Origin of the sequence: Frigoribacterium sp. ACAM 257, from assembly GCF_007954365.1 — a bacterium.
Classification (GTDB): domain Bacteria; phylum Actinomycetota; class Actinomycetes; order Actinomycetales; family Microbacteriaceae; genus Frigoribacterium.
Map to the genome: position 1 here is coordinate 1,269,379 of NZ_VOLO01000001.1, position 21,152 is coordinate 1,290,530.

The 21,152-nt window shown below is 74.0% G+C and carries 15 protein-coding genes and 1 pseudogene; 8 read left to right on the top strand and 8 right to left on the bottom strand.

The window, feature by feature from the left end:
* Nucleotides 1-9: 9 nt before the first annotated feature.
* Both ES689_RS05895 and gabT read right to left on the bottom strand, forming a co-directional pair.
* Nucleotides 10-1,521 (bottom strand): NAD-dependent succinate-semialdehyde dehydrogenase, encoded by a 1,512-nt coding sequence (locus tag ES689_RS05895; RefSeq protein WP_146901360.1) that lies wholly within the window; start codon nucleotides 1,519-1,521, stop codon nucleotides 10-12.
* The gene (gene gabT / locus ES689_RS05900) at nucleotides 1,521-2,876 is read right to left on the bottom strand and encodes a 4-aminobutyrate--2-oxoglutarate transaminase (protein ID WP_146901364.1); all 1,356 of its coding nucleotides are present in this window, start codon (nucleotides 2,874-2,876) and stop codon (nucleotides 1,521-1,523) included. Before gabT ends, ES689_RS05895 begins: the two co-directional genes overlap by 1 nt.
* A 121-nt stretch (nucleotides 2,877-2,997) precedes the next feature.
* On the opposite strand from gabT, the gene ES689_RS05905 reads away from it, so the two are divergent.
* The gene (locus tag ES689_RS05905) at nucleotides 2,998-4,641 is read left to right on the top strand and encodes a PucR family transcriptional regulator (protein WP_146901375.1); all 1,644 of its coding nucleotides are present in this window, start codon (nucleotides 2,998-3,000) and stop codon (nucleotides 4,639-4,641) included.
* Here the strand turns inward: ES689_RS05905 and ES689_RS16090 are convergent.
* Nucleotides 4,550-4,765: pseudogene (locus ES689_RS16090) on the bottom strand (hypothetical protein); the annotation flags it as partial. The gene ES689_RS05905 and the pseudogene ES689_RS16090 sit on opposite strands and share 92 nt — an antisense overlap.
* Here ES689_RS16090 and ES689_RS05910 point away from each other — a divergent pair.
* Nucleotides 4,667-6,805 (top strand): ATP-dependent DNA helicase RecQ, encoded by a 2,139-nt coding sequence (locus ES689_RS05910; protein ID WP_146901378.1) that lies wholly within the window; start codon nucleotides 4,667-4,669, stop codon nucleotides 6,803-6,805. The pseudogene ES689_RS16090 and the gene ES689_RS05910 overlap by 99 nt on opposite strands.
* A 37-nt stretch (nucleotides 6,806-6,842) precedes the next feature.
* Here the strand turns inward: ES689_RS05910 and ES689_RS05915 are convergent, their stop codons facing one another.
* Both ES689_RS05915 and ES689_RS05920 read right to left on the bottom strand, forming a co-directional pair.
* Nucleotides 6,843-8,462 carry a molybdopterin-dependent oxidoreductase gene (locus tag ES689_RS05915; RefSeq protein ID WP_146901380.1) on the bottom strand — a complete coding sequence of 540 codons (1,620 nt, stop codon included), beginning with the start codon at nucleotides 8,460-8,462 and terminating at the stop codon, nucleotides 6,843-6,845.
* 131 nt (nucleotides 8,463-8,593) lie between these two features.
* Nucleotides 8,594-8,878, bottom strand: a complete 285-nt coding sequence (locus ES689_RS05920; RefSeq protein WP_146901383.1) for a hypothetical protein — start codon at nucleotides 8,876-8,878, stop codon at nucleotides 8,594-8,596.
* Nucleotides 8,879-9,137: 259 nt separating this feature from the next.
* On the opposite strand from ES689_RS05920, the gene ES689_RS05925 reads away from it, so the two are divergent.
* Complete coding sequence (locus ES689_RS05925) at nucleotides 9,138-9,494, top strand: hypothetical protein (RefSeq protein WP_146901386.1); 357 nt, start codon at nucleotides 9,138-9,140, stop codon at nucleotides 9,492-9,494.
* Nucleotides 9,495-9,624: 130 nt separating this feature from the next.
* Nucleotides 9,625-9,771: a hypothetical protein gene (locus ES689_RS15545; protein WP_191330189.1), complete on the top strand. Its 147-nt coding sequence runs from the start codon at nucleotides 9,625-9,627 to the stop codon at nucleotides 9,769-9,771.
* A 78-nt stretch (nucleotides 9,772-9,849) separates the two neighbouring features.
* Here ES689_RS15545 and ES689_RS05935 read toward each other — a convergent pair whose 3' ends face one another.
* Nucleotides 9,850-12,357 carry a glycoside hydrolase family 65 protein gene (locus ES689_RS05935; protein WP_146901389.1) on the bottom strand — a complete coding sequence of 836 codons (2,508 nt, stop codon included), beginning with the start codon at nucleotides 12,355-12,357 and terminating at the stop codon, nucleotides 9,850-9,852.
* Entirely contained in the window at nucleotides 12,354-13,178 is an 825-nt protein-coding gene (locus ES689_RS05940; protein WP_146901391.1) for an HAD family phosphatase, read from the bottom strand. Before ES689_RS05940 ends, ES689_RS05935 begins: the two co-directional genes overlap by 4 nt.
* 213 nt (nucleotides 13,179-13,391) lie before the next feature.
* Between ES689_RS05940 and ES689_RS05945 the strand changes: the two genes are divergently transcribed.
* On the top strand, nucleotides 13,392-16,958 hold the full coding sequence (locus ES689_RS05945) for a DEAD/DEAH box helicase (protein WP_146901394.1): 3,567 nt from the start codon (nucleotides 13,392-13,394) through the stop codon (nucleotides 16,956-16,958).
* Nucleotides 16,959-17,016: 58 nt separating this feature from the next.
* Nucleotides 17,017-17,412: a hypothetical protein gene (locus ES689_RS05950; RefSeq protein WP_146901397.1), complete on the top strand. Its 396-nt coding sequence runs from the start codon at nucleotides 17,017-17,019 to the stop codon at nucleotides 17,410-17,412.
* Between the two features lie 33 nt (nucleotides 17,413-17,445).
* On the opposite strand, the gene ES689_RS05955 is transcribed toward ES689_RS05950, so the two are convergent.
* On the bottom strand, nucleotides 17,446-18,627 hold the full coding sequence (locus ES689_RS05955) for an SDR family oxidoreductase (protein WP_146901400.1): 1,182 nt from the start codon (nucleotides 18,625-18,627) through the stop codon (nucleotides 17,446-17,448).
* Between the two features lie 122 nt (nucleotides 18,628-18,749).
* Here ES689_RS05955 and ES689_RS05960 point away from each other — a divergent pair, with 122 nt between their 5' ends.
* Nucleotides 18,750-19,379, top strand: a complete 630-nt coding sequence (locus ES689_RS05960; protein WP_146901403.1) for a T6SS immunity protein Tdi1 domain-containing protein — start codon at nucleotides 18,750-18,752, stop codon at nucleotides 19,377-19,379.
* 10 nt (nucleotides 19,380-19,389) lie between these two features.
* A complete protein-coding gene (locus ES689_RS05965) occupies nucleotides 19,390-21,135 on the top strand; it encodes a threonine/serine exporter ThrE family protein (protein ID WP_223269408.1) in 1,746 nt (581 codons plus the stop codon).
* Nucleotides 21,136-21,152: the final 17 nt, after the last annotated feature.

A 21,152-nucleotide genomic window follows, 5' to 3' on the forward strand; every position in this document is an offset into this window, starting at 1 on the left:
CGGGCCGCCTCAGCCGTCCGGCTGCAGCGCGTAGGTGGTGTCGAGGTACTCGTGGATGCCCTCGCTGCCGCCCTCGCGCCCGAGGCCCGAGTGGCCGACGCCGCCGAACGGGGCCGCGGCGTTCGAGACCAGCCCCGTGTTGACGCCCAGCATGCCGGTGCGGAGCCGCCCGAGCATCCGTCGTCCACAGGCCAGGTCGGTCGTGAACAGGTAGGCGACGAGGCCGTAGGGGGTGTCGTTGGCCAGCCGGACGGCGTCGTCCTCGTCGCGGAACGTCGTGACGGCGGCGACCGGGCCGAAGATCTCCTGGTGCATCAGGTCGGCGTCGCGGGGCACGTCGGCGAGCACGGTCGGCGCGAAGAACGAACCGGGGCCGCCCGGCGCCGAGCCGCCCGTGACGACGCGGGCGCCTCGGGCCACGGCGTCGGCGACGAGCCGCTCGCAGGTCGCGACCGCGCGGTCGTCGATCAGCGGGCCGAGGGTCGTCCCGTCGGCGGTGCCGGGCCCGACGACCATCGTCTCGACGCGCTCGGCGAGGCGGCGCGTGAACTCGTCGGCGACCCGTTCGTGCACCAGCAGGCGGTTCGCCGCCGTGCAGGCCTGGCCGCCGTTGCGGAACTTCGCCAGCATCGCCCCGTCGACGGCGGCGTCGAGGTCGGCGTCGGCCATCACGACGAAGGGGGCGTTCCCGCCGAGCTCCATCGAGGTGCGGAGCACGTTCTCGGCCGCCTGCGCGATCAGCACCCGGCCGACCGCGGTCGATCCGGTGAACGAGAGCTTCCGGAGGCGCGGGTCGGCGAGCAGGGGGCCGGTCACCCCGGCCGCGTCCGTCGTCGTGACCACGGTGACGACGCCGTCGGGGACGCCCACCTCGCGCAGCAGCTCGACGAACGCGATCGTCGTGAGCGGCGTCAGCTCGGCGGGCTTGACGACGACCGTGCAGCCGGCCGCGAGCGCCGGCGCGATCTTGCGGGTGGCCATGGCCAGCGGGAAGTTCCACGGGGTCACGAGGTAGCTCGGCCCGACGGGCCGGTGGGTGACGATCATGGTGCCGGTGCCCTCGGGGACGGGCCCGTACCGGCCCTGGACGCGCACCGCCTCCTCGGAGAACCAGCGGAGGAACTCGCCCCCGTAGGCGACCTCGCCCCGCGCCTCGGCGAGGGGCTTGCCCATCTCGAGCGACATGAGCAGGGCGAACGAGTCGCGGCGCTCGACGAGGAGGTCGAAGGCCCGGCGCAGCAGCTCGCCGCGAACGCGCGGCGGCGTGGCGGCCCACTCGTCGGCGGCGGCCACCGCACGGTCGAGGGCACGGAGCGCGTCGGCGGGGCCCTGGTCGGCGACGAACGCGAGGACGTCGCCGGTGGCCGGGTCGTGCACGGGGAAGGTCGGGACGCCGCCGAGAGCGGAGGCTGCGGCGGCGGCACCGCCCTCGCTCACGAGCGCCACCACGTGAGGGGGGAACGCAGGCATCGCTGCGGCGTCAGGCCGCGCCGCCCGCGTGACCGTGGACACGTCGGTCATCAGGCGGACCCGAGCGCTGCAGCGACGACGTCGAGGCCGTCGTGGAGCAGCGCGTCGTCGATGGCGAGCGGCGGGAGGAACCGGATCACGTTGCCGAACGTGCCGCAGGTGAGGACGATGACGCCCTCGGCGTGGCAGGCGGCGGCGACCCGGCCGGTGAGGGCGGCGTCGGGCTCGCCGGTGAGCGGGTCGACGAGCTCGATCGCGATCATGGCGCCGCGGCCGCGGACGTCGCCGATGCGCGGGTCGCCCTGCTGCAGCTCGTGCAGGCGGCCGAGCAGCAGGTCGCCGATCGCCGTCGCGCGCTCGAGCAGTCCGTCGTGCTCGAACGACTCGATGGCGGCGAGCGCCGCGGCGCAGGCGATCGGGTTGCCGCCGTAGGTGCCCCCGAGGCCGCCGACGTGGGGCGCGTCCATGATCTCGGCCCGGCCGGTGACGGCCGAGAGCGGCAGGCCGCCCGCGATGCCCTTCGCGGTGACGACGAGGTCGGGCACGATGCCCTCGTGCTCGCTGGCGAACATGCGGCCCGTCCGGGCGAAGCCGGTCTGCACCTCGTCGGCGATGAACACGACGTCGTTCTCGCGGCACCAGGCGACGATCGCGGGGAGGAACCCGGGCGCCGGCACGATGAAGCCGCCCTCGCCCTGGATCGGCTCGATGACGACGGCGGCGAGGTTCGCGGCGCCGACCTGCTTCTCGATCTGCGAGATCGCGCGCGCCGCGGCCTGCGGCCCGTCGAGCCCCGCGTCCCGGTACGGATACGACAAGGGGGCACGGTAGATCTCGGGGGCGAACGGCCCGAAGCCGCTCTTGTAGGGCATCGACTTGGCGGTGAGCGCCATCGTCAGGTTCGTGCGGCCGTGGTAGGCGTGGTCGAAGGCGACGACGGCGGACTTCCGCGTGTACGACCGCGCGATCTTCACGGCGTTCTCGACCGCCTCCGCGCCGGTGTTGAACAGCGCCGAACGTTTGTCGTGGTCGCCGGGCGTGAGCCGGTTGAGGGCCTCGCAGACCTCGACGTAGCCGTCGTAGGCCGTGATCATGAAGCAGGAGTGGGTGAATCGCTGCACCTGCTCGACCACCGCCTCCACGACGCCGGGGGCCGAGTTGCCCACGCCGGTCACGGCGATGCCCGAGCCGAGGTCGATCAGGGTGTTCCCGTCGACGTCGACCAGCACTCCCCCGCCGGCCGCCTCCGTGAAGACGGGCAGCGAGACGCCGACGCCCGCGGCGACCGCGCCGCGCTTGCGCTCCATCAGCTCTCGGCTCCGCGGGCCGGGCACCTCGGTGACGAGGCGGCGGCGCTGCTCCAGGCCGGGGCCTCCGCGCGGGGTGGTGACTGTGGTGCTCGACATGCACTGGCTCCTTCGACGTTGCGGCGACTCTAGGGAGCCGGGGCGCCCCTCCTCGACCGACAGTTGGTCGCGCCTGGCCCGATCTTCTGCCAGATCGGCATGTCGGTGCTAGGTTCGGCGCGTGCGCCCCACGGTCCGAGCCCTCGTCCGCCAGGCGCCGCTCGGGCTGCGCCTGCTCGACCCGACGACGCGCACAGACGAGCCGCTCTCGTGGGTGCACAGCTCCGACCTGGTCGACCCGTCGCCCTTCGTGGCCGCCTCGACCATGCTGCTGACGACCGGCAGCCAGTTCCGCGCCGACGCGACGCAGGGCGACTACGACGCCTGGGTCGGCCGGGTCGTCGGCGCGGGCGTCGTCGCGCTCGGCTTCGGCGCCGGCGTGCACCGGCCCGGCACGCCCGTCGAGCTCGTGCTCGCCGCCTCCTCCCGCGGGGTGCCCGTCGTCGAGGTGCCCTGGCGCACCCCTTTCATCGCGGTCGCCCGCTGGGCGGCCGACCAGCTGGCCGAGGAGGCGCGCGACCGCGACCGCTGGACGCTGCGGGCCCAGCGCGCGGTCTCCGTGGCGGCCATCGGCGACGGCGGGCTCGACGCGGTGCTCCGGGTGCTCGGCGAGCAGCTCGGCGGGTCGGTCGTGCTGCACGGGACGGACGCCCCGGCCGGTGCGGGGCGGGGCGATGCGGGTGTGGGCGGTGCGGGTGTGGTCGAGGCCGAGGTCGCGCGGCTGCTCCGCCGCGGCGCCCGAGCCGGCAGCACGGTGACCGTCGACGACGGCGTCGTGTCGCTGCAGACCCTCGGGCGCCGAGACGGTCTCCGCGGCGTCCTCGCCGTCCGCACCCCCGGCGAGCTCGACACGGCCGCCCGCGCGGTCCTCACCAGCGTCGTCGCCCTCGCCGAGGTCACGCTCGAGCGCGACGTCGCCCGGCTGCGCGGGCAGCGCGAGCTGTGGCGGCAGGTGTGGTCACTGCTGGTCGCCGGACAGGTCGAGGTGGCACGGTCGATCACGCGGTCGGTCGGGGTGGGCATCGCCGCGGGACCGGTCGTCGTGGCCCTCGCCGCGCCTCCTCGTGACTCGCCCGACCGCGCTGCGGAGGCCGTCGAGCGGCTCGCCGCCGGTCGGCCCGACGTCTTCGTCGCGCTCGTCGACGGGACGATCGCCGTGCTCGCCGCCGAGAGCGCCGTCGATCTGCCCGCGCTCGCCGCCGCCCACGGCCTGCGGATCGGCGTCTCGGACGTCACCGACCTCGACCACCTCGCCGGAGCTGCGGCACAGGCCGAGCGCGCGCTGGCCGTCGCGACCTCGACCTCGTCAGCCGAGGAGGCGGTGGTCACCTGGGCGAGCCTCGCCGCCGGCGGCCTCGTGGCCGCGCTCTGGTCGGAGGGAGCCGCCGAGCTCGCGTCCTCCCGCCTCGCGCCCGTGGCCGCCATGCCCGACGGCGAGGAGCTGCTCGCCTGCTGCCGCACGTGGCTCGAGCACAACGGCGCCTGGGACCCGGCCGCCCGGAGTCTCGGCCTGCACCGCCACAGCCTCCGCGCACGGGTCGCCAAGGTCGAGGCCGCGCTGGGGCTGCCGCTCGACGGCTTCGCCGGGCGGGCCGAGCTGTGGGCGCTGCTGCAGGCCGCGGGCGCGGGCAGGCCCGGCGCAGGCGGGCCTGGCGCAGGCGGGCCCGGCGCAGGCGGGCCTGGCGCAGGCGGGCCCGGCGCAGGCGGGCCTGGCGCAGGCGGGCCTGGCGGGCCGGGCGCAGGAGGCGGCGTCGGGCCTCGCTGACGGTGGCCCGTGACAGCATGGCCGGATGACGACGAGCAGCACGGCCAGCACCGCCACCGACATCGACGCCGAGGCGCTCGAGCTGCTTCGGGCCCTGACGGGTCGTGACGACGCCGTGTTCCACGACGGCCAGCTCGAGGCGATCCGCGCCCTCGTCGCCGACCGCCGACGCGCGCTCGTCGTGCAGCGCACGGGCTGGGGCAAGTCGGCCGTGTACTTCATCGCGACGCTGCTGCTCCGACGTCGGGGCGGCGGCCCGACCCTGCTGGTCTCCCCGCTCCTCGCCCTGATGCGCGACCAGGTGGCCGCGGCGAGTCGTGCCGGCGTGCGCGCGGTCGCGGTCAACTCCGCGAACGCGCACGAGTGGTCCGACGTGCAGCAGGCCCTCGCCGCCGACGAGGTCGACGTGCTGCTGGTCTCGCCCGAGCGCCTCAACAACCCGCGGTTCCGTGACGAGCAGCTGCCCGTGCTGGTGGCCCGCCTCGGCATGCTCGTCGTCGACGAGGCGCACTGCATCAGCGACTGGGGCCATGACTTCCGGCCCGACTACCGGCGGCTCGCCGACCTCATCCGCACCCTCCCGACGACGGTGCCCGTGTTGGCCACGACGGCGACCGCGAACGAGCGGGTCGTCGCCGACGTCGAGGAGCAGCTGACGGCGGGGCCGGACGACCAGGTGCTGACGATCCGCGGCTCGCTGGCCCGCGCCTCCCTGCGGCTCGGCGTCCTGACGCTGCCGAACTCGCGCGACCGGCTCGGCTGGCTGCTCAGCCACCTCGACGACCTGCCGGGCAGCGGCATCATCTACACGCTCACCGTCTCGGCGGCCGACGACACGGCCCGGCTGCTCCGCGAGGCCGGGCACGCGGTGCGCTCGTACTCTGGCCGCACCGACAACGAAGAGAGGGAGGCGCTCGAGGGCCAGCTCAAGCGCAACGAGCTCAAGGCCCTCGTCGCCACCAGCGCCCTCGGCATGGGCTTCGACAAGCCCGACCTCGGCTTCGTCGTGCACCTCGGGGCGCCGTCGTCGCCGGTCGCCTACTACCAGCAGATCGGCCGTGCGGGGCGCGCGACCGACAACGCCGACGTCCTGCTGCTGCCCGGCACGGAGGACGCCGAGATCTGGCAGTACTTCGCCACCGCCTCCATGCCGTCCGAGGCGCGGGCCTCGGCCGTCCTGGCCGAGCTCGGCGAGACGCCCCTGTCGACGCCTGCCCTCGAGGCCCGGGTCGACGTCAAGCGCTCGCCGCTCGAGCTGATGCTCAAGGTGCTCGACGTCGACGGCGCGGTGTCGCGGGTGCAGGGCGGCTGGGTCAGCACGGGTCGGCCCTGGGTCTACGACGCCGAGCGCTACGGGCGCATCGGCGAGGCGCGGGTCGCCGAGCAGCAGTCGATGATCGCCTACGAGCGCGCGACGACCTGCCGCATGCAGATGCTCCAGCTCGACCTCGACGACCCCGCGGCCGCGCCCTGCGGCCGGTGCGACGTCTGCGCCGGCGCCTGGTACCCGAGCGAGATCGGCGGCGAGGCCGCCGCGTCGGCCTCGACCTCGCTCGACCGGGTCGGCGTCGAGATCGAGCCGCGGGCCCAGTGGCCCACGGGCGCCGACCGGGCCGGCGTGCCCGCCAAGGGCAAGATCGCCGAGGGCGAGCGCGTCGAGACCGGCCGTGCCCTGGCCCGGCTCACCGATCTCGGCTGGGGCACGACGCTGCGCCAGGTGTTCGCCGCGGGTGCCGACGACGCGCCCCTGACGAAGGCCCTGCTCGACGGGGTGGTGCGCGTGCTCAAGGAGTGGCCGTGGGCCGAGCGTCCCGTCGGCGTCGTGGCGATGCCGTCGGCGTCACGCCCCCAGCTCGTCGGCTCGCTCGCCGAGGCCATCAGCACCGTGGGGCGCCTTCCCCTGCTCGGGTCGCTGACGCCGACGCGCCCCTCGGCGGGCCGGGGCAGCGGAGGAGGCGGCAACAGCGTCTACCGACTCGCCGACGTCTGGCAGGCGGTCGAGGTCGGCCCCGAGCTGGCGGCCGCGCTGGCGCAGGTCTCCGGGCCCGTGTTGCTGGTCGACGACCTGGTCGACAGCCGCTGGACGATGACGATCGCCGGGCGCGAGCTGCGCCGGGCGGGGGCGTCGGCCGTGCTGCCGTTCTCGCTGGGCGTCGTGGGCTGAGCCTCTTCGGCTGCGTGCCGCCGCCAGCTGGCGGGGCTCAGCGCACCGACACCGCGTGCTCGTCCCAGCCCTCCGCGCCGTTGGGCGCCGGCGGCAGTTCCGTCTCCGACTGCACCGTCCCGTCGGCGCTCGTCGCGCGGACGCGCAGCGTGTGGCCGCCCGACGACGCCGACCACCGGTAGACCCACTGCACCCAGGTGTCGGGCGAGATCGACTCGGCCAGCTCGGCCTCGTCCCACGCGCCTCCGTCGACCTGCACCTCGACGCGCGAGACGCCGGTGTGCGGGTGCCAGGCGACCCCGGCGACGGCGACCGTGCCGGCGTCCACGGTCGTGCCGGCGGCGGGCACGTCGATGCGCGACTCGAGCTTCACCGGGCCGAGGGCGTCCCAGCCGCGAGGGGTCCAGTAGCCCTCGGCGTCGGCGAAGCGCGACACCTCGAGCTCGGTCACCCACTTGGTCGCCGAGACGTAGCCGAAGAGGCCGGGCACGACGAGCCGGGCGGGGAACCCGTGCTCCTGGGGCAAGGGCTCGCCGTTCATGCCGATCGCGAGCAGCGCCTCCGTGTCGTCGTCCTGCAGCACCTCGAGCGGCGTGCCCGCGGTGAAGCCGTCGATGCTGCGCGACAGCACCATGTCGGCTCCGGCCTGAGGCCGCGCCCGTGCCAACAGCTCGCGGAGCGGGTAGCCCAGCCAGAGCGCGGTTCCGATCAGAGTGCCGCCGACCTCGTTCGAGACGCAGCTGAGAGTGGCGGTGTGCTCGACGAGCGGCAGGGCGAGCACGTCCTCGAACGTGAGCACCACCTCCTCGTCGACCAGGCCGTGGATGCGCAGCGACCAGTCCGCCGGGTCGATGCCGGGCACCCGCAGGGCGGTGTCGATCCGGTAGAACTCGTCGTTCGGCGTGATGTACGAGGTGAGGCCGTCGACGTCGAGGGAGGCGCCCGCGGGCACCGCCTCCTCGGCGGTCGCCGCGGCGGGCAGGCGCAGGGCCGCGCGCAGCTGCGTCACGTTCGCCCGCGTCGCGTTCCAGGCCCGGGCGCCGGTGCCGACGACGACCGAGGCGACGCCGGCGATCCCCGCCACGAGCACGAAGCTGCGGCGCTCGAGGTCGGGACCGCGCAGGGGCGGCGTGTGCGCCGACGTCTCGGACCAGCCGGTGCGGGTCGTCGCCCGCCAGCGCGAGAGCCGCCTGACGAGCGTCGTGAGCAGCAGCAGGGCGACGAGCGTGCCGACGGCCGTGGGCACCCCGTTGATGCTCGACGAGTCGGCGCGGGTCAGCACGGCGATCATCGCGAGCACGCCCCCGAGCCCGAAGACGACCTTGCCTGCCGGGGGTCGACGGAGCTCGGCGATGCCCGCGCCCGCGGTGATCACGGCCAGCAGCACGCCCATCAGGGTGAACAAGGCGATCTTGTCGCCGGTGCCGAAGAGGGCGACCATCGTGTCCTTGGCGACGGGAGGCGCCAGGTCGATCACCGCGGAGCCGACCGCGTAGAGCGGGCTGCCGCCGGGGCCGGTGACCACGGCGGCGAGCTCGGCCGAGGCGAGGAACGCCGCGGCCGACACGACGCCTGAGACCGCAGCCCAGCCCGAGGAGGTGCGGGTCGCCATGCCCTCGCGGGTCGCTGCGGCGGGTGACTCGAGGCGCACGGACATGCGGTCAGGCTAAGCGGCGCCGCTCGGGATCCGCTGGGGCCGGGCCCGGTCGCCAGGCCCCGGGCGCCGGGCCTCGGTCGACCGGCCCGGGCGCCGGGTCTCGGTCGACCGGCCCGGGCGCCGGGCCTCGGTCAGTCCTCGTCGTCGACGAGGCTCTCCATCAGCTCGGTGATGAACGCGACGGACGACTCGGACCCGGCGACCGGCTCGACGTCGTCGTCCGCGTCGACGACGAGCAACGGGATGCCCGGGCCGATCACGAGCTGCGCCATGTGGGCCACGCCGCCGAGACGAGCCGCGACCGGGACGCGGAAAGTGCGGTCGTCGTCGCTGAACTCCATGGCGGCGGCGAGCAGGACCTCGGCCAGCTCGTCGGTCACGATCAGTTCCTGGCCTGCGTAGAACAGCGTCTTCATGCCTGCCACCCTACGGGCGCGCCGTTGCGCACCCCGCGCACCCCGCGCCTCCTGCGGGCTGCCCGACTCGCGTGCCCCTGCCTCCTGCGCCCGGTCCCACCCCGCGCCCCCGTCACTACCCGAAAGCGACGAACCTCCGCGGAACATCACGTCGCTTCGTCGCTTCCGCGTCGTTTTCACGCCATACCCGCCCTCGACCAGCTGGCGGCAGCCTGCAGGAGGCGGCGGCACGGCTCGCGCGTGCCGTAGCCTCGGGCGCATGGCCCAGAAGCGAGCACCCCAGGTCGAGACCGGCGACGCGGACGTGACCCGCGCCTCCTTGGAGCTGTCGCTGCCGGTGTCGCTGCTGCCCGGCGTCGTGCGCCGCGCCGTGCAGTCGACGCCCGCGTTCTCGTTCACGTCTGCCGACGAGCAGGGCGCGCGGCTCATCCGCCGCTCGGCGACGGCGAGCGACGCGGACACGGTCCACCTCGTCTTCGAGGAGGCGGGTGCCGGCAGCCGCGTCTCGGGCGAGGTGCACGCGCCGGCCGGCACGATCGGCGTCAGCGTCAAGAAGCGCGACGCGGACACGATCGCCCTCTTCGACGCGATCGCGTCGGCTGCCGGCCCCTTCTAGCCTCCGCCCTCCGGCCACCCACGCGGGCGCCCCCTCCTCATTCAGGAACTTCGGTCCTGAGTCGCGCGGCGGGGGGAGCGCAAGTCCTGAGTCGTGCACGGAACAGGAGCCGCGCGGGCAGAGTTCCTGAATGCTGCCCGGTGGCGGCACCACCGTGCGCCGGTCGCGGGTCTGCCTCGTGCCGACGCTGCCGACGCTGCCGATGCTGCCGATGCTGCCGATGCTGCCGACGCTGCCGACGCTGCCGGTCAAGACGGTGCAGAGCGCCATCGGCTGACCCGCCCCGTCCTCGCGACCCATACCCGAACGGCCGGCCCCCAGGAGGAGCCGGCCGTGTCGTCGAGGACGCTGACGGCTAGGCCGAAGCCTCGTCTTCGTCGTGCCGGTCGATGCTGATCGTCGGGATGGACGCGGTGATGACCGATCCGTCGGCCCGGACCAGCCCGCGGAGGTCGCTCGTCGTCGGGACCTTCGTCGTGATGCGCGGCCCCTGGTCGTCGAGTGCGACGCGCACCGGCCGGTCCGTCGGCACCTCGACGCTCTCGCCCCGCACGCTGACCGTGAGGCCGTCGCCGTCCTCGATCGTGAAGACGATCTCGTCGAGGGCCAGGTCGACGCGGAGCCGGCTGCCCTTGACGGTGAGCCGGAACGTGAGCTCCTCCCAGTCGGCGGGCAGGCGCGGGTCGAAGCTGACGCCGCCGAGGTAGTCGCGCATGCCGCCGTAGCCGTTGACCAGCGCGCTCCAGATGCCGCCGGCCGACGCGACGTGCACGCCGTCGGCGGTGTTGCGGTGCAGATCGGCGAGGTCGACGTAGAGCGACGACAGGAAGTACTGCATCGACAGCTGGTGGTGGCCCACCTCGGCCGCGATGATCGACTGCACGACGCCCGACAGGGTCGAGTCGCCCGTCGTGAGGGCGTCGTAGTACTCGAAGTCGCGCAGCTTCTGCTCGGCCGTGAACTCGTCGCCCTGGAGGAACAGCGCCAGCACGACGTCGGCCTGCTTGAGCACCTGGAACCGGTAGATGACCAGGGGGTGGTAGTGCAGCAGCAGCGGGCGCTTGTTGGCAGGGGTGGCGTCGAGGTCCCACAGCTCCTTGTCGAGGAACTGCGCGTCCTGAGGGTGGATGCCGCGGTGCTCGTCGTAGGGGATCTCCATGGCCTCGGCCGCGAGGCGCCAGCCGGTGACCTCCTCCTCGCCGAGCCCCAGGCGCGTGACCATCCGTTCGTACGCGACCGGCGACTCCTCGGCGAGCTTCGCGACGTACCGCACGGCGGCGCGGAGGTTCGCCCGCGCCATGACGTTCGTGTACAGGTTGTCGTCGACGACGGTCGTGTACTCGTCGGGGCCCGTGACGCCGTCGATGTGGAACCGCTGGTCGCCGTTCGAGCGCCAGAAGCCGAGGTCGGCCCAGAGCCGGGCGGTCTCGACGAGGATGTCGACGCCGCCGCGCTCCATGAAGTCGAGGTCGCCGGTGGCCTGCACGTACTGGCTGAGCGCATGGCTGATGTCGGCGTCGATGTGGTACTGCGCCGTGCCCGCCGCGTAGTAGGCGGACGACTCGAGGCCGTTGATGGTGCGCCACGGGAAGAGCGCGCCGCGCTGGTTCAGCTCGACGGCGCGGTCACGGGCCGCGTCGAGCATGCCGAGGCGGAAGCGCAGGGCGTTCCGCGCGACGTTCGGAGCCGTGTAGGTGAGGAAAGGGAGCACGTAGATCTCGGTGTCCCAGAAGTAGTGGCCGCCGTAGCCGGACCCGGTGACGCCCTTCGCGGCGATGCCCTGGCCGTCGGTGCGGGCCGTGGCCTGGGCCAGCTGGAAGAGGTTCCAGCGGACGGCCTGCTGGATCTCCGGCTGGCCGCCCACGACGACGTCGGTGCGGGCCCAGTAGTCGTCGAGCCAGGTCCGCTGCTTGTCGAACATGGCCTGCGGCGGCTCCTCCGCGGCGCGGTCGAGGGTCCGGTCGCAGCGGTCGGCGAGCTCGCGCGGGGGCACGCCGCGGCTCGTGTGGTATGTCACCGTCTTGGTCATCCGCACGGACACGCCCGCCTTGGCGCGCACCCGGTACACGTGCTTCGACAGGTCGTCGTCGATGGACGACGACTCGTCCCACTCGTTCTCGGTCTCCATCACGTGGTCGGCGCCGACCGCGATGGTCATGCCCGAGTTGGTCGTGCGGTACCCGAGCACGGCGCGGGCGCCGCCGTTGCGGGCCAGCACCGGCTGCAGCACCCTGTCCTCGAAGGCCTCGGCGCGGCGCGGGTCGAAGGCGTCGGCCGCCGCGCGCATGCCGGCGTGGTACTCGTCGCCCATGTCCTGCCGGTTCAGGATCTGGCTCGAGATGAGCAGCGACGCGTCGGCGTCGAGCACGGTGACCTCGTACTCGATGATCGCCAGGTGGCGGTCCTCGAGGCTGACGAGGCGACGGCTCGTGACGAGCACGCGCTTGCCCGAGGGGGTCCGCCACTCGACCTCGCGGCTGAGCACGCCGTCCTGGAAGTCCAGCCGCCGGCAGTGCCGCAGGATGTCGGCCTCGAAGAGCACGAACGGCTCGTCGTCGACGTAGAGCCGGATCACCTTGGCGTCGGGCACGTTGACGATCGTCTGGCCGACTCGGGCGAACCCGAACGCCTCTTCCGCGTGACGGATCGGCCACGTCTCGTGGAACCCGTTCACGTAGGTGCCGAACGAGTGGCCGCCGCGGCCCTCGTCGGGGTTGCCGCGGAGGCCCAGGTAGCCGTTGCCGAGGGCGAAGATCGTCTCGGTGACGCCCTCGTCGCCCTGGCTGTACTCGTCCTCGACGAGGGCCCACTCGTCGACGGGGAACCGGCTGCGATCGAGCGGGTCGGAGGTGATGTGGTTCACGGCTGGGCCTCTGCGGTCTCGGTGCTGCTGGTGGGGGTCGTGCGGGCCGGGTCGGGCGTCGAGGAGGCGCGGGCCGAGCCGAGCGCGGCGACCACCTCCCGCAGGTCGTCGACGACCACGTCAGCGCCCGAACGGAGCAGGGCGTCTCGGCCTGTGCCGCGGTCGACGCCGAGCACGAGGCCGAACGAGCCGGCGCGACCGGCCTCGACCCCGCTGGTCGCGTCCTCGACGACGACGCAGTCGGCAGCCGTCAGGCCGAGGCGGCGGGCGCCCTCGAGGTAGGTGTCGGGAGCGGGCTTGCCGACGATGCCCTCGGCGGCTGCCACCGCACCGTCGACGATCACGTCGAAGCGGTCGCGCAGCCCCGCCGCCACGAGCACGGGCACGGCGTTGCGCGAGCTCGACACGACGGCGACCTTCACGCCCAGGGCGATCGCACGGTCGAGGAACTCGACGCTGCCCGGGTACGGCTCGACGCCGTTCTCGTCCAGCTCGGCCGCGAAGACGGCGTTCTTGCGGTTGCCGAGACCGCGCACCGTCTCGGTGTCGGCACTGTCGTCGTCCGCGCCCTCGGGCAGCACGACCCCGCGCGCGGCGAGCATCGCGCGGACGCCGTCGTAGCGCGGGCGGCCGTCGACGTGCTCGAAGTAGTCGGCGTCCGTGTACGGGGCGAGCCCGTGCGCGTCGAAATAGTCGTTGAACAGTCGGGACCAGGCGCGCATGTGCACCTCGGCCGTCGGCGTGAGGACGCCGTCGAGGTCGAAGAGGAGCGCGTCGAGCTCGCCGAGACGTGACGCGTCGCGCGGGAGGGTGGAGGCCATGCACAGATCCTTCGAGGAGGTGTCGGTCAGAGGCGTTCGGAGCGCCCCGGAGCGACGACGGCCCGATGCGCGAGACAAGTGTGGCACCAGCCGGAGGTCGACGGGAACGGCGGGCACGGCGGGCACGATGCGCCGTCGGACCGCGCGGGCGACGGCGACGGCGAGGCCGTCGAGGCCGTCGTCGATGTCGGCGGCACCTGACAGCATGGGGCCATGACCTCGTCCCCGGAGCCCGGTGCACCCGCGCCCCTGGTCGACGCCGTCGACGTCATCCGGCTCGTCGGGCCGCGCGCGTTCTCGCGTGCGAAAGAGTACGCGCGAGACGACCACGTCCTCTCCACCTCGTGGGACGTCGAGGGGCAGGCGCTCTCGGCCGAGGTGCGGGGCAGCGTCGCCGCCCCCTACCGGTGCCGGGTCGTGCTCGCGCCGGGTCGCGGCGAGCACGGACGCCCCACGAGCAGCGAGTGCAGCTGCCCGCTCGGCGGCGACTGCAAGCACGTCGCCGCGGCCCTCCTGGCGAACAACGCGCGCGTCCTGTCGCCGGGCGCGGGGCTCGTGCACACGGCCTCGAGCGCAGGAGGCGCGGGCTGGGCGACCGGGGGCGCCGGCGACGACGAGACGGCCGCCTCCTCCGGTTCCGCCCCTGCCGGTCCCGCCGCTGCCCCGTCCGCCGAGCCCGGGTCCCCGGCCGACTGGCGGTCCCGCCTGACGCAGCTCACCGACCCGCCTCGACCCGTCGACGCCAGGACGACGCGGATGGGGCTGCTCTTCGAGCGACGCCCGCGCGCACGGCCGTCGCGCAGCCGATGGGACGCACCGGCGCCGGCGCCGCTCGTCGACCCGCACGACCGGGCGTCGGGCGGCCTGGGCGGGGGCGGGCTCGGCGGGGGCGGGCTGGTGACGGGCGCGTCCCTCGGCGGGCCGGGGGGCGCCTCCTGGCGTCTCGGGGTGCGCCCGGTCACCCTCAGCCGCACGGGAAACTGGGTGCGGGGCGACCTCACGTGGACGTCGCTGCCCTACCAGATGAACCGCCTGCAGATCGCGGCCGACGTGCACGCCTGGTTCGGCCAGTTCGCGGCCCTGCACCGCTCGGTGCACGCGGCGTACGTGCCGGGCGAGAGCGACTGGCTGGTGCTCGACGATTTCTCCAGCCCGCTGCTCTGGCCCCTGCTCGCCGAGGCGGATCGGCTCGGGATCGCGCTGGTCACCGGCAAGCGCAGCACCGACGTCACCGTCGCCGGGAGCGCACGGGTCGCGGTCGACGCGCGCCGCGACGCCGACGGGGGCCTCGTCCTCGCGGCGGGCGTGACGGTCGACGGCGCGCTGCGCACCGGCGACGAGACCGGGACCGTGGCTGATCACGGCGTGTACCTCGTGACGCCCGACCCGTCGCTCTCGATCGTCCTCGCGCCGACACCGGTGCCGATCGGCGACGAGCAGCGGCGGCTGCTGTCGACGGCGCGCGAGCTCGTCGTGCCCGCCGACGACGCGGACGAGTTCCTCCGCGACTTCTACCCGTCTCTGCAGCAGGCCGTGGCGGTGACGAGCAGCGACGACTCGGTCGTGTTCCCCGAGGTGCTGCCGCCGCAGCTCGTGCTGACGGCCACGTTCGGCACGGGCGACAGCCTCGCCCTCGCCTGGCACTGGGACGTCGCGGGCCGCGTCGTGCCCCTCGGCTCGGCCTCGCCGGCGCCCGGGGTCGTCGTGCCCGACGTCGAGTCGTGGGGCGTCCCCGCGCGGGGAACGCGGCTGCGCGGGGTCGCGGCGGCGGAGTTCGCCCATGCCCGACTTCCCGACCTCGAGGCGCGGCGCGACGTCCGCGTCGACGTCGTCGGGGAGCGCCCCGACTACCGCGAGCTCACGGAGGCGCCGCACCTGACCGTGACGACGATCGAGACCGACAAGCGCGACTGGTTCGACCTCGGCGTGCTCGTCACGATCGAGGGCCGGACGGTGCCGTTCGTCCCGCTGCTGACGGCGCTGGCCAAGCGGCAGCGCAAGATGCTGCTCGTCGACAAGTCGTACCTGTCGCTGACCCACCCGGCCTTCGACGAGCTCAAGCGGCTGATCGACGAAGCGACCTCGCTCGACGAGTGGGAGGTCGAGACGCCCCGCATCAGCCGATACCAGGCTGGGCTCTGGGCCGAGTTCGACGACCTCGCCGACGCGACGGTGCAGGCTGAGAGCTGGCGGCGGACGGTGGGCGGTCTGCTCGCGTTGGCCGACGCTGCCGACGGCGACGCCGGGGCTGCCGCCCTCGCCACGGCGTCCTCGGCCACCGTGCCCGCCTCAGTGACGGCGACCCTGCGGCCGTACCAGCTCGAGGGCTTCCGCTGGCTGGCGTTCCTGTACGAGCACGGGCTCGGCGGAGTCCTCGCCGACGACATGGGGCTCGGCAAGACGTTGCAGACGCTCGCGTTGTTCGCGCACGTCCGAGAAAGGCAGAGCCGCGAGACCGAGGCGGCGAGCGCCGGCTCGCCCGGCGCCGACTCGCCCGGCGCCGACTCCCCCGGCGCCGACTCCCCCGGCACGCGCCTGCACGCCCCGTTCCTCGTCGTCGCCCCCACCTCCGTCGTCTCCGGCTGGGCGTCCGAGGCGGCTCGGTTCACGCCGGGCCTCCGGGTACGGACGATCACCGAGACCGAGGCGAAGAGCCGAGGGGGCCTGCGGGAGGCGGCGGCCGAGGCCGACGTGATCGTCACCTCCTACGCGTTGTTCCGTCTCGACTTCGCGCAGTACTCGGCGCACTCGTGGGCGGCCCTGGTGCTCGACGAGGCCCAGTACGTGAAGAACCCGCAGTCTCAGGCGCACCGCTGCGCCGTCGAGCTGGGGGCGCCCGTCACGATCGCCATCACGGGCACGCCCCTCGAGAACGGCCTGATGGATCTCTGGGCGCTGTTCCGCATCGTCGCGCCCGGGCTGCTCTCCACGAGCGTCCGGTTCTCGGACGAGTGGCTGAAGCCGATCGCGACGGGTGAGCGCCCGGAGCTGCTGCAGGCGCTGCGCCGCCGGATCCGGCCGCTGTTGCTGAGGCGCACCAAGGAGCTCGTGGCGCCCGAGCTGCCTGAGAAGCAGGAGCAGGTGCTCCGTGTCGACCTCGCGCCGGCGCACCGCGAGCTGTACGACGCGTTCCTGCAGCGCGAGCGTCTCAAGCTGCTCGACCTCATCGACGACCTCGACCGCAACCGGTTCATCGTGTTCCGGTCGCTGACCCTGCTGCGGATGCTCGCACTCGACGCCGTCCTGATCGACCCCGTGTACGACGACGTGCCCTCGGCGAAGCTCGATCAGCTGCTCGACGAGATCGACGACGTCGTCGCCGGAGGGCATCGCGCGCTCGTGTTCAGCCAGTTCACGTCGTTCCTGTCGAGGGTCGCCGACCGGCTCGCCGAGCGCGGGCTCGCGCACGAGTACCTCGACGGGTCGACGAGAAAACGGGCCGAGGTGATCGAGCGGTTCCGCTCGGGTGAGTCGCCGGTGTTCCTCATCAGCCTCAAGGCCGGCGGGGTCGGCCTCAACCTGACCGAGGCCGACTACGTCTTCGTGCTCGACCCGTGGTGGAACCCTGCCGCCGAGTCACAGGCCGTCGACCGCGCTCACCGCATAGGCCAGACCAAGCACGTGATGGTCTACCGGATGATCGCGAACGACACCATCGAGGAGAAGGTCCTCGCTCTCAGCCGCAAGAAGGCCGCCCTCTTCGACGCGGTCGTGGACGACGACGCCGTCTTCAGCTCGTCGCTCACCGCGGACGACATCCGAGGCCTGCTCGAGGCCTGAGGCGCGCTGCCTCCGAGCTGGCTGACGATCGCTCGCGAGTGCGGCGTACGGTCGCCGCATGGACGACACGACACCGACCGACCGCACGCCCGAGCGCGACGCCGCAGAGCTCGCACTCGCGATCGTGTCCCAGGCCGCCGCCATCACGCAGGGCGACGACGAGGCGCTCGACGCCAGCGACGACAACCTGCGCGAGGTCGTCGCCGATCAGGCGGACGAGCCGCTGACCGAACGGCAGGAGGCGGTCGTCTCGACCCTCGGAGCCGCCGGAGGCAGCTTGGCGGCCGGCCTCAGCGCCGCCCTCGCGGAAGCGCGTGGCGTCGACGCCACGGTGGTCCTCGGCGCGACGGCCCAGTCGATCCTCGCCCACGCGGACGACGTGCCCCTCGCGGAGGGTGCGCCCCGCGTCGACGACGCGTCGGACGGTCCGGCCGACGACCCGCGCCTCCCCTAGCTCGCGACCCGCGCCTCCCTCCCGGCGGCTGCCCTACGGCACCAGGCGCGCCGCGCGGTACCGGTCGAACAGCTCCGTGAAGGCCCGCTCCGTGCGGCGGAACCCGACGAACCCGGCCTCGCGGCTCTTGCCCATGTCGGTGACGACCTCCATCTCGCGGCCGAGGTCGGCGTCGGTGTGCCACCACGACGCGACCCGGGCGAGATCGGGCTCGACCAGTCCGTGGCGGGCGGCGAGTGCGGCCCAGTCGTCCTCGCGTCCGGCCATCTGCACCTCGAACGGCTGCGGCGCACCCGACGGACCGGCGACGAGAGCGGCGTCGACGCCGAGGTGCGCGGCGAGGCGCGGCCACATCCAGCGCCAGCGGAACACGTCGCCGTTCACGACGTTGAACGGCTCGTCCGCGCCCGCGGGATCGGTCGACGCCCAGACCATGTGGTCGGCGAGAAGGCCCGCGTCGGTCATGTCCGTGAGCGAGTTCCACTGCGTCTCGCTGCCCGGGAACACGAACGGCAGCCCGTGCTCGCGGCTCAGCGCGGCCGCCGCGGCGATGGTGAGGCCCATGTTCATCGCGTTGCCGACGGCGTAGCCGATCACGGTGTGCGAGCGGTGGACCGACCACGTGAAGCCCTGGCGCTCGGCAGCCCCGAAGAGCTCGTCCTCCTGCGCGTAGTAGAAGTTGGGGGTGTCGAGGCGGGGCTCCTCCTCGTGGAACGGCGTGTCGGGCATCTCGCCCGCGGCGTACGCCTCGAACGGGCCGAGGTAGTGCTTGAGACCGGTGACCAGCGCGACGTGCTGCACCGACGCGTGCGCGAGGGCGGCGAGCAGGTCGCGGACCATGCCGGCGTTGACGGCGATGTTCTCGGCCTCGGTCTCCTGGCGCGACCAGGCGGTGAAGAAGACGTGGGTGGGGCGTTCGCCGGCCAGCGCCTCCTGCAGGCTCTCGGCGCTGCGCAGGTCGGCGGCGATGCCGCGGACGCCGGGGGCCGAGGAGGCGCGGCGCGACAGCGCGAGGACGTCCCAGCCGTCCGCCGTGAGGCGCTCGACCAGCGCGGTGCCGGTGATCCCGCTCGCGCCGACCACGAGCGCGGTGCGCGGCGCGGAGGCAGTCGGACCGGAGGATGCGGCGGAGGCGGCGGAGGCGGCGGAGGCGGCGGAGGCGGCGGCGCTCGGGTCGGTCGGAGCGGCAGGGCGGGCGATGTCGGCAGAGCTCATCCGTGGTGCAACCGACAGGGCGAGCGTGCATTCCCGCCGCGCGGGGCCGCGCCTCTCCGCTCCGACCAGTGAGTTCTCGTCAGCTCTCGACGAGCAGGCCGGGTCGCCCTAGGCTCACGCGAATGAGGAACCCGTTCCGGCGCTCGACGACGAGCCCCCAGGACACCGCGGTCGAGCCCGAGAGCGCCCCCGTCGTCACGCGCGGGCCCGAGTCCGAGACCGAGCCCGCGACCGAGCCCGGCTCGCCCGGCTACCGCCTCCTGCCGTCGCCCCGCCCCGTCGGCGACCTGCCCGGCTGGGAGGGCCTGCACCGCTCGTACACCGACGTCGTCGGGTACTCGCACCTGGGCCACGTGTTCCTGCACGACCGGCGCGAGGGCACGTTCGGGGTGCTGCACCCCTTCCGCGACGCCTTCAAGGACTACGGCCGCTTCGACTCCCTGGAGCACTTCGACGCGATGGTCCTGTCCGACGAGGGCTTCGACGAGTTCGTCCTCCGCCGCCCCCACCTCGACGAGGTCGCACGCCGCACCGGCCCCCTCGGCCCCGACCAGGTCTACGTGCCCGTGCCGTACCCGATCCTCGGCGGCGACGAGTCGCCCGACAGCTACGACCGCGGCGACGTCTGGACGTTCCTCCGCATCGTCCCGCAGATGTTCGCCCGGCAACGCGCGCAGGAGGCGGAGGCCGAGACCGCGAGGGACGCGCCGGTCGACGAAGGTCGCAGCGACTCGCCGGGCGCGCCTGCCTAGACTCGTCCCGATGTCCGAACGCCCCGCCTCCGACCGACCCGCCGACCGCGACGGGACGCCGACCAGGTCGGGTGCGCCCGGCTTCGCCGACGGCCCGCGGGCGTACGACCCGCCGCCGCGTCGAGCGACCGCTCCCGGGCCGGCCGAGCAGGCAGCCGCCGCGGCCGACGAGGGCGGCCCGCAGGAGGTGCCGGGCACCTCCCGGAGTGCCTCCGCTCCCTGGATCCCCACCTACAAGACGCCCCCCAGGGCGCCGGCCAAGGCCCCCGCTAAGGGCGCCGCCAAGGCGTCCCCGGCCCAGCGACCGGCACGGGTGCGCCGCCGCCGGGTCGACGCGCAGGAGATGCGCGACGTCCGCGCCCGTCTGCGCGGCACGATCTACGAGGGCACGACGCCGGCCCACGGCCACCTCGGCGACCTCTACTCGCCGCGTCAGATCGTCGACTTCTGCCTCGACCTCGGGGAGGTGATGCTCGCCTCGGGCGCCGACGTCCGCACCGTCGAGGTCGCGATCGTCGCGGTCGGGACGAAGTGGAACCTCGCCCCGCTCGAGCTCGACATCACGGGCACCGCGATCACCGTGCAGTACACGCCCGTCGAGGGCCCGCCGCTCGTGAAGATGCGCGTCGTCGCGGCCGAGGGCAGCGACCTGCACCGGCTCTCGCTCGTCTACCAGATCGTCGACGAGCTGCTGCACGACGAGCGCGACATGACGAGCGCGGTCGAGGGGCTGGTCACGGTGCTGCGCTCTCCCCCACGCTGGCCGACCTGGATCACGGACGCGGCCATGGGCCTCTTCGGCGTCTCCGTCTCCCTGCAGGCCGGCGGCTCGCTCGCCGGCGCGGCGGGTGCCTTCGTCCTGATGGTCGGCGCGATGGTCCTCGGGCGCTGGCTCACCCGCAAGGGCATCCCGAACTTCTTCATCGTCGCCCTGCAGTCGGCGAGCGTCGCCGCCGTGGGGTCGCTCGCGATCTGGGCCGGCGCGGTCGGCGCCGGCAGCGCCGCCGCGATGGTGGCCGCCGTGGTGGTGCTGATCCTGCCCCACGTGACGATCGTCACCTGGGCCCAGGACGCCATCTCGGGCTTCCGCGCGATGGCGCTGTCCCGGGCGCTGATCATCGCCTTGATCGTGGCGGGGATCGCCGTGGGCATCCCCGGCGGGCTGGCCCTCACCTCCGGCCTGTCGATCGAGGTCGACCCGACCGACATCACGCTCCGGACCCTGCCGATCTGGCTCCTCCTCGTCACGACCTTCTTCGCCGCGTCGGCGACCGCCGTCACGCAGGGGGCCAACGCCCGCGTCGTGCCGGTCGCCATCGGCGTCGCGCTCGTCGGCACCGTCACCCTGTGGTGCCTGAAGCAGCTCGAGGTGCCGCTGCTGGGCGCGACGTTCCTGGTGGCCACCCTGCTCGGGGCGCTCAGCACCGTCATCGCGGCGCGCCTGCGGGTGTCGGCGACGGCCATCGCGGTGCCCGCGTTCTGCGGCTCGCTACTGCCGTCGCTCGCGGTCGCCTCCGCCCTGCTGAACGTCATGGCGGGCACGGGCGGCGCAGCGCTCGACGTGGTCGGCTCGGTGTCGACGACGCTCGCCATCGGCGCCGGCCTGGTGCTCGGCAGCCTCCTGGCCACGCCGGGGGCGCGCCGTTCGCTGCGACGTCGGGTGAAGCGCGTCGTCGTGCAGTCCGAGCGCCTCGACACGTCGCCGATCAGCATCATCGGGCCTGCCGCCGGCGACCCGCCCGCGCCGCGCGGCTGACGGAGCCCCCGCAGTCC

Bases quoted from the DNA above. Each gene is read 5' to 3' on its own strand.
- ES689_RS05940 (WP_146901391.1), bottom strand. From the start codon at position 13,178: ATGGCCTCCACCCTCCCGCGCGACGCGTCACGTCTCGGCGAGCTCGAC.
- ES689_RS15545 (WP_191330189.1), top strand. From the start codon at position 9,625: ATGCTGCCCGGTGGCGGCACCACCGTGCGCCGGTCGCGGGTCTGCCTC.
- ES689_RS05955 (WP_146901400.1), bottom strand. From the start codon at position 18,627: ATGAGCTCTGCCGACATCGCCCGCCCTGCCGCTCCGACCGACCCGAGC.
- ES689_RS05925 (WP_146901386.1), top strand. From the start codon at position 9,138: ATGGCCCAGAAGCGAGCACCCCAGGTCGAGACCGGCGACGCGGACGTG.
- ES689_RS05965 (WP_223269408.1), top strand. From the start codon at position 19,390: ATGTCCGAACGCCCCGCCTCCGACCGACCCGCCGACCGCGACGGGACG.
- ES689_RS05960 (WP_146901403.1), top strand. From the start codon at position 18,750: ATGAGGAACCCGTTCCGGCGCTCGACGACGAGCCCCCAGGACACCGCG.
- ES689_RS05950 (WP_146901397.1), top strand. From the start codon at position 17,017: ATGGACGACACGACACCGACCGACCGCACGCCCGAGCGCGACGCCGCA.
- ES689_RS05920 (WP_146901383.1), bottom strand. From the start codon at position 8,878: ATGAAGACGCTGTTCTACGCAGGCCAGGAACTGATCGTGACCGACGAG.
- gabT (WP_146901364.1), bottom strand. From the start codon at position 2,876: ATGTCGAGCACCACAGTCACCACCCCGCGCGGAGGCCCCGGCCTGGAG.
- ES689_RS05895 (WP_146901360.1), bottom strand. From the start codon at position 1,521: ATGACCGACGTGTCCACGGTCACGCGGGCGGCGCGGCCTGACGCCGCA.
- ES689_RS05945 (WP_146901394.1), top strand. From the start codon at position 13,392: ATGACCTCGTCCCCGGAGCCCGGTGCACCCGCGCCCCTGGTCGACGCC.
- ES689_RS05915 (WP_146901380.1), bottom strand. From the start codon at position 8,462: ATGTCCGTGCGCCTCGAGTCACCCGCCGCAGCGACCCGCGAGGGCATG.
- ES689_RS05910 (WP_146901378.1), top strand. From the start codon at position 4,667: ATGACGACGAGCAGCACGGCCAGCACCGCCACCGACATCGACGCCGAG.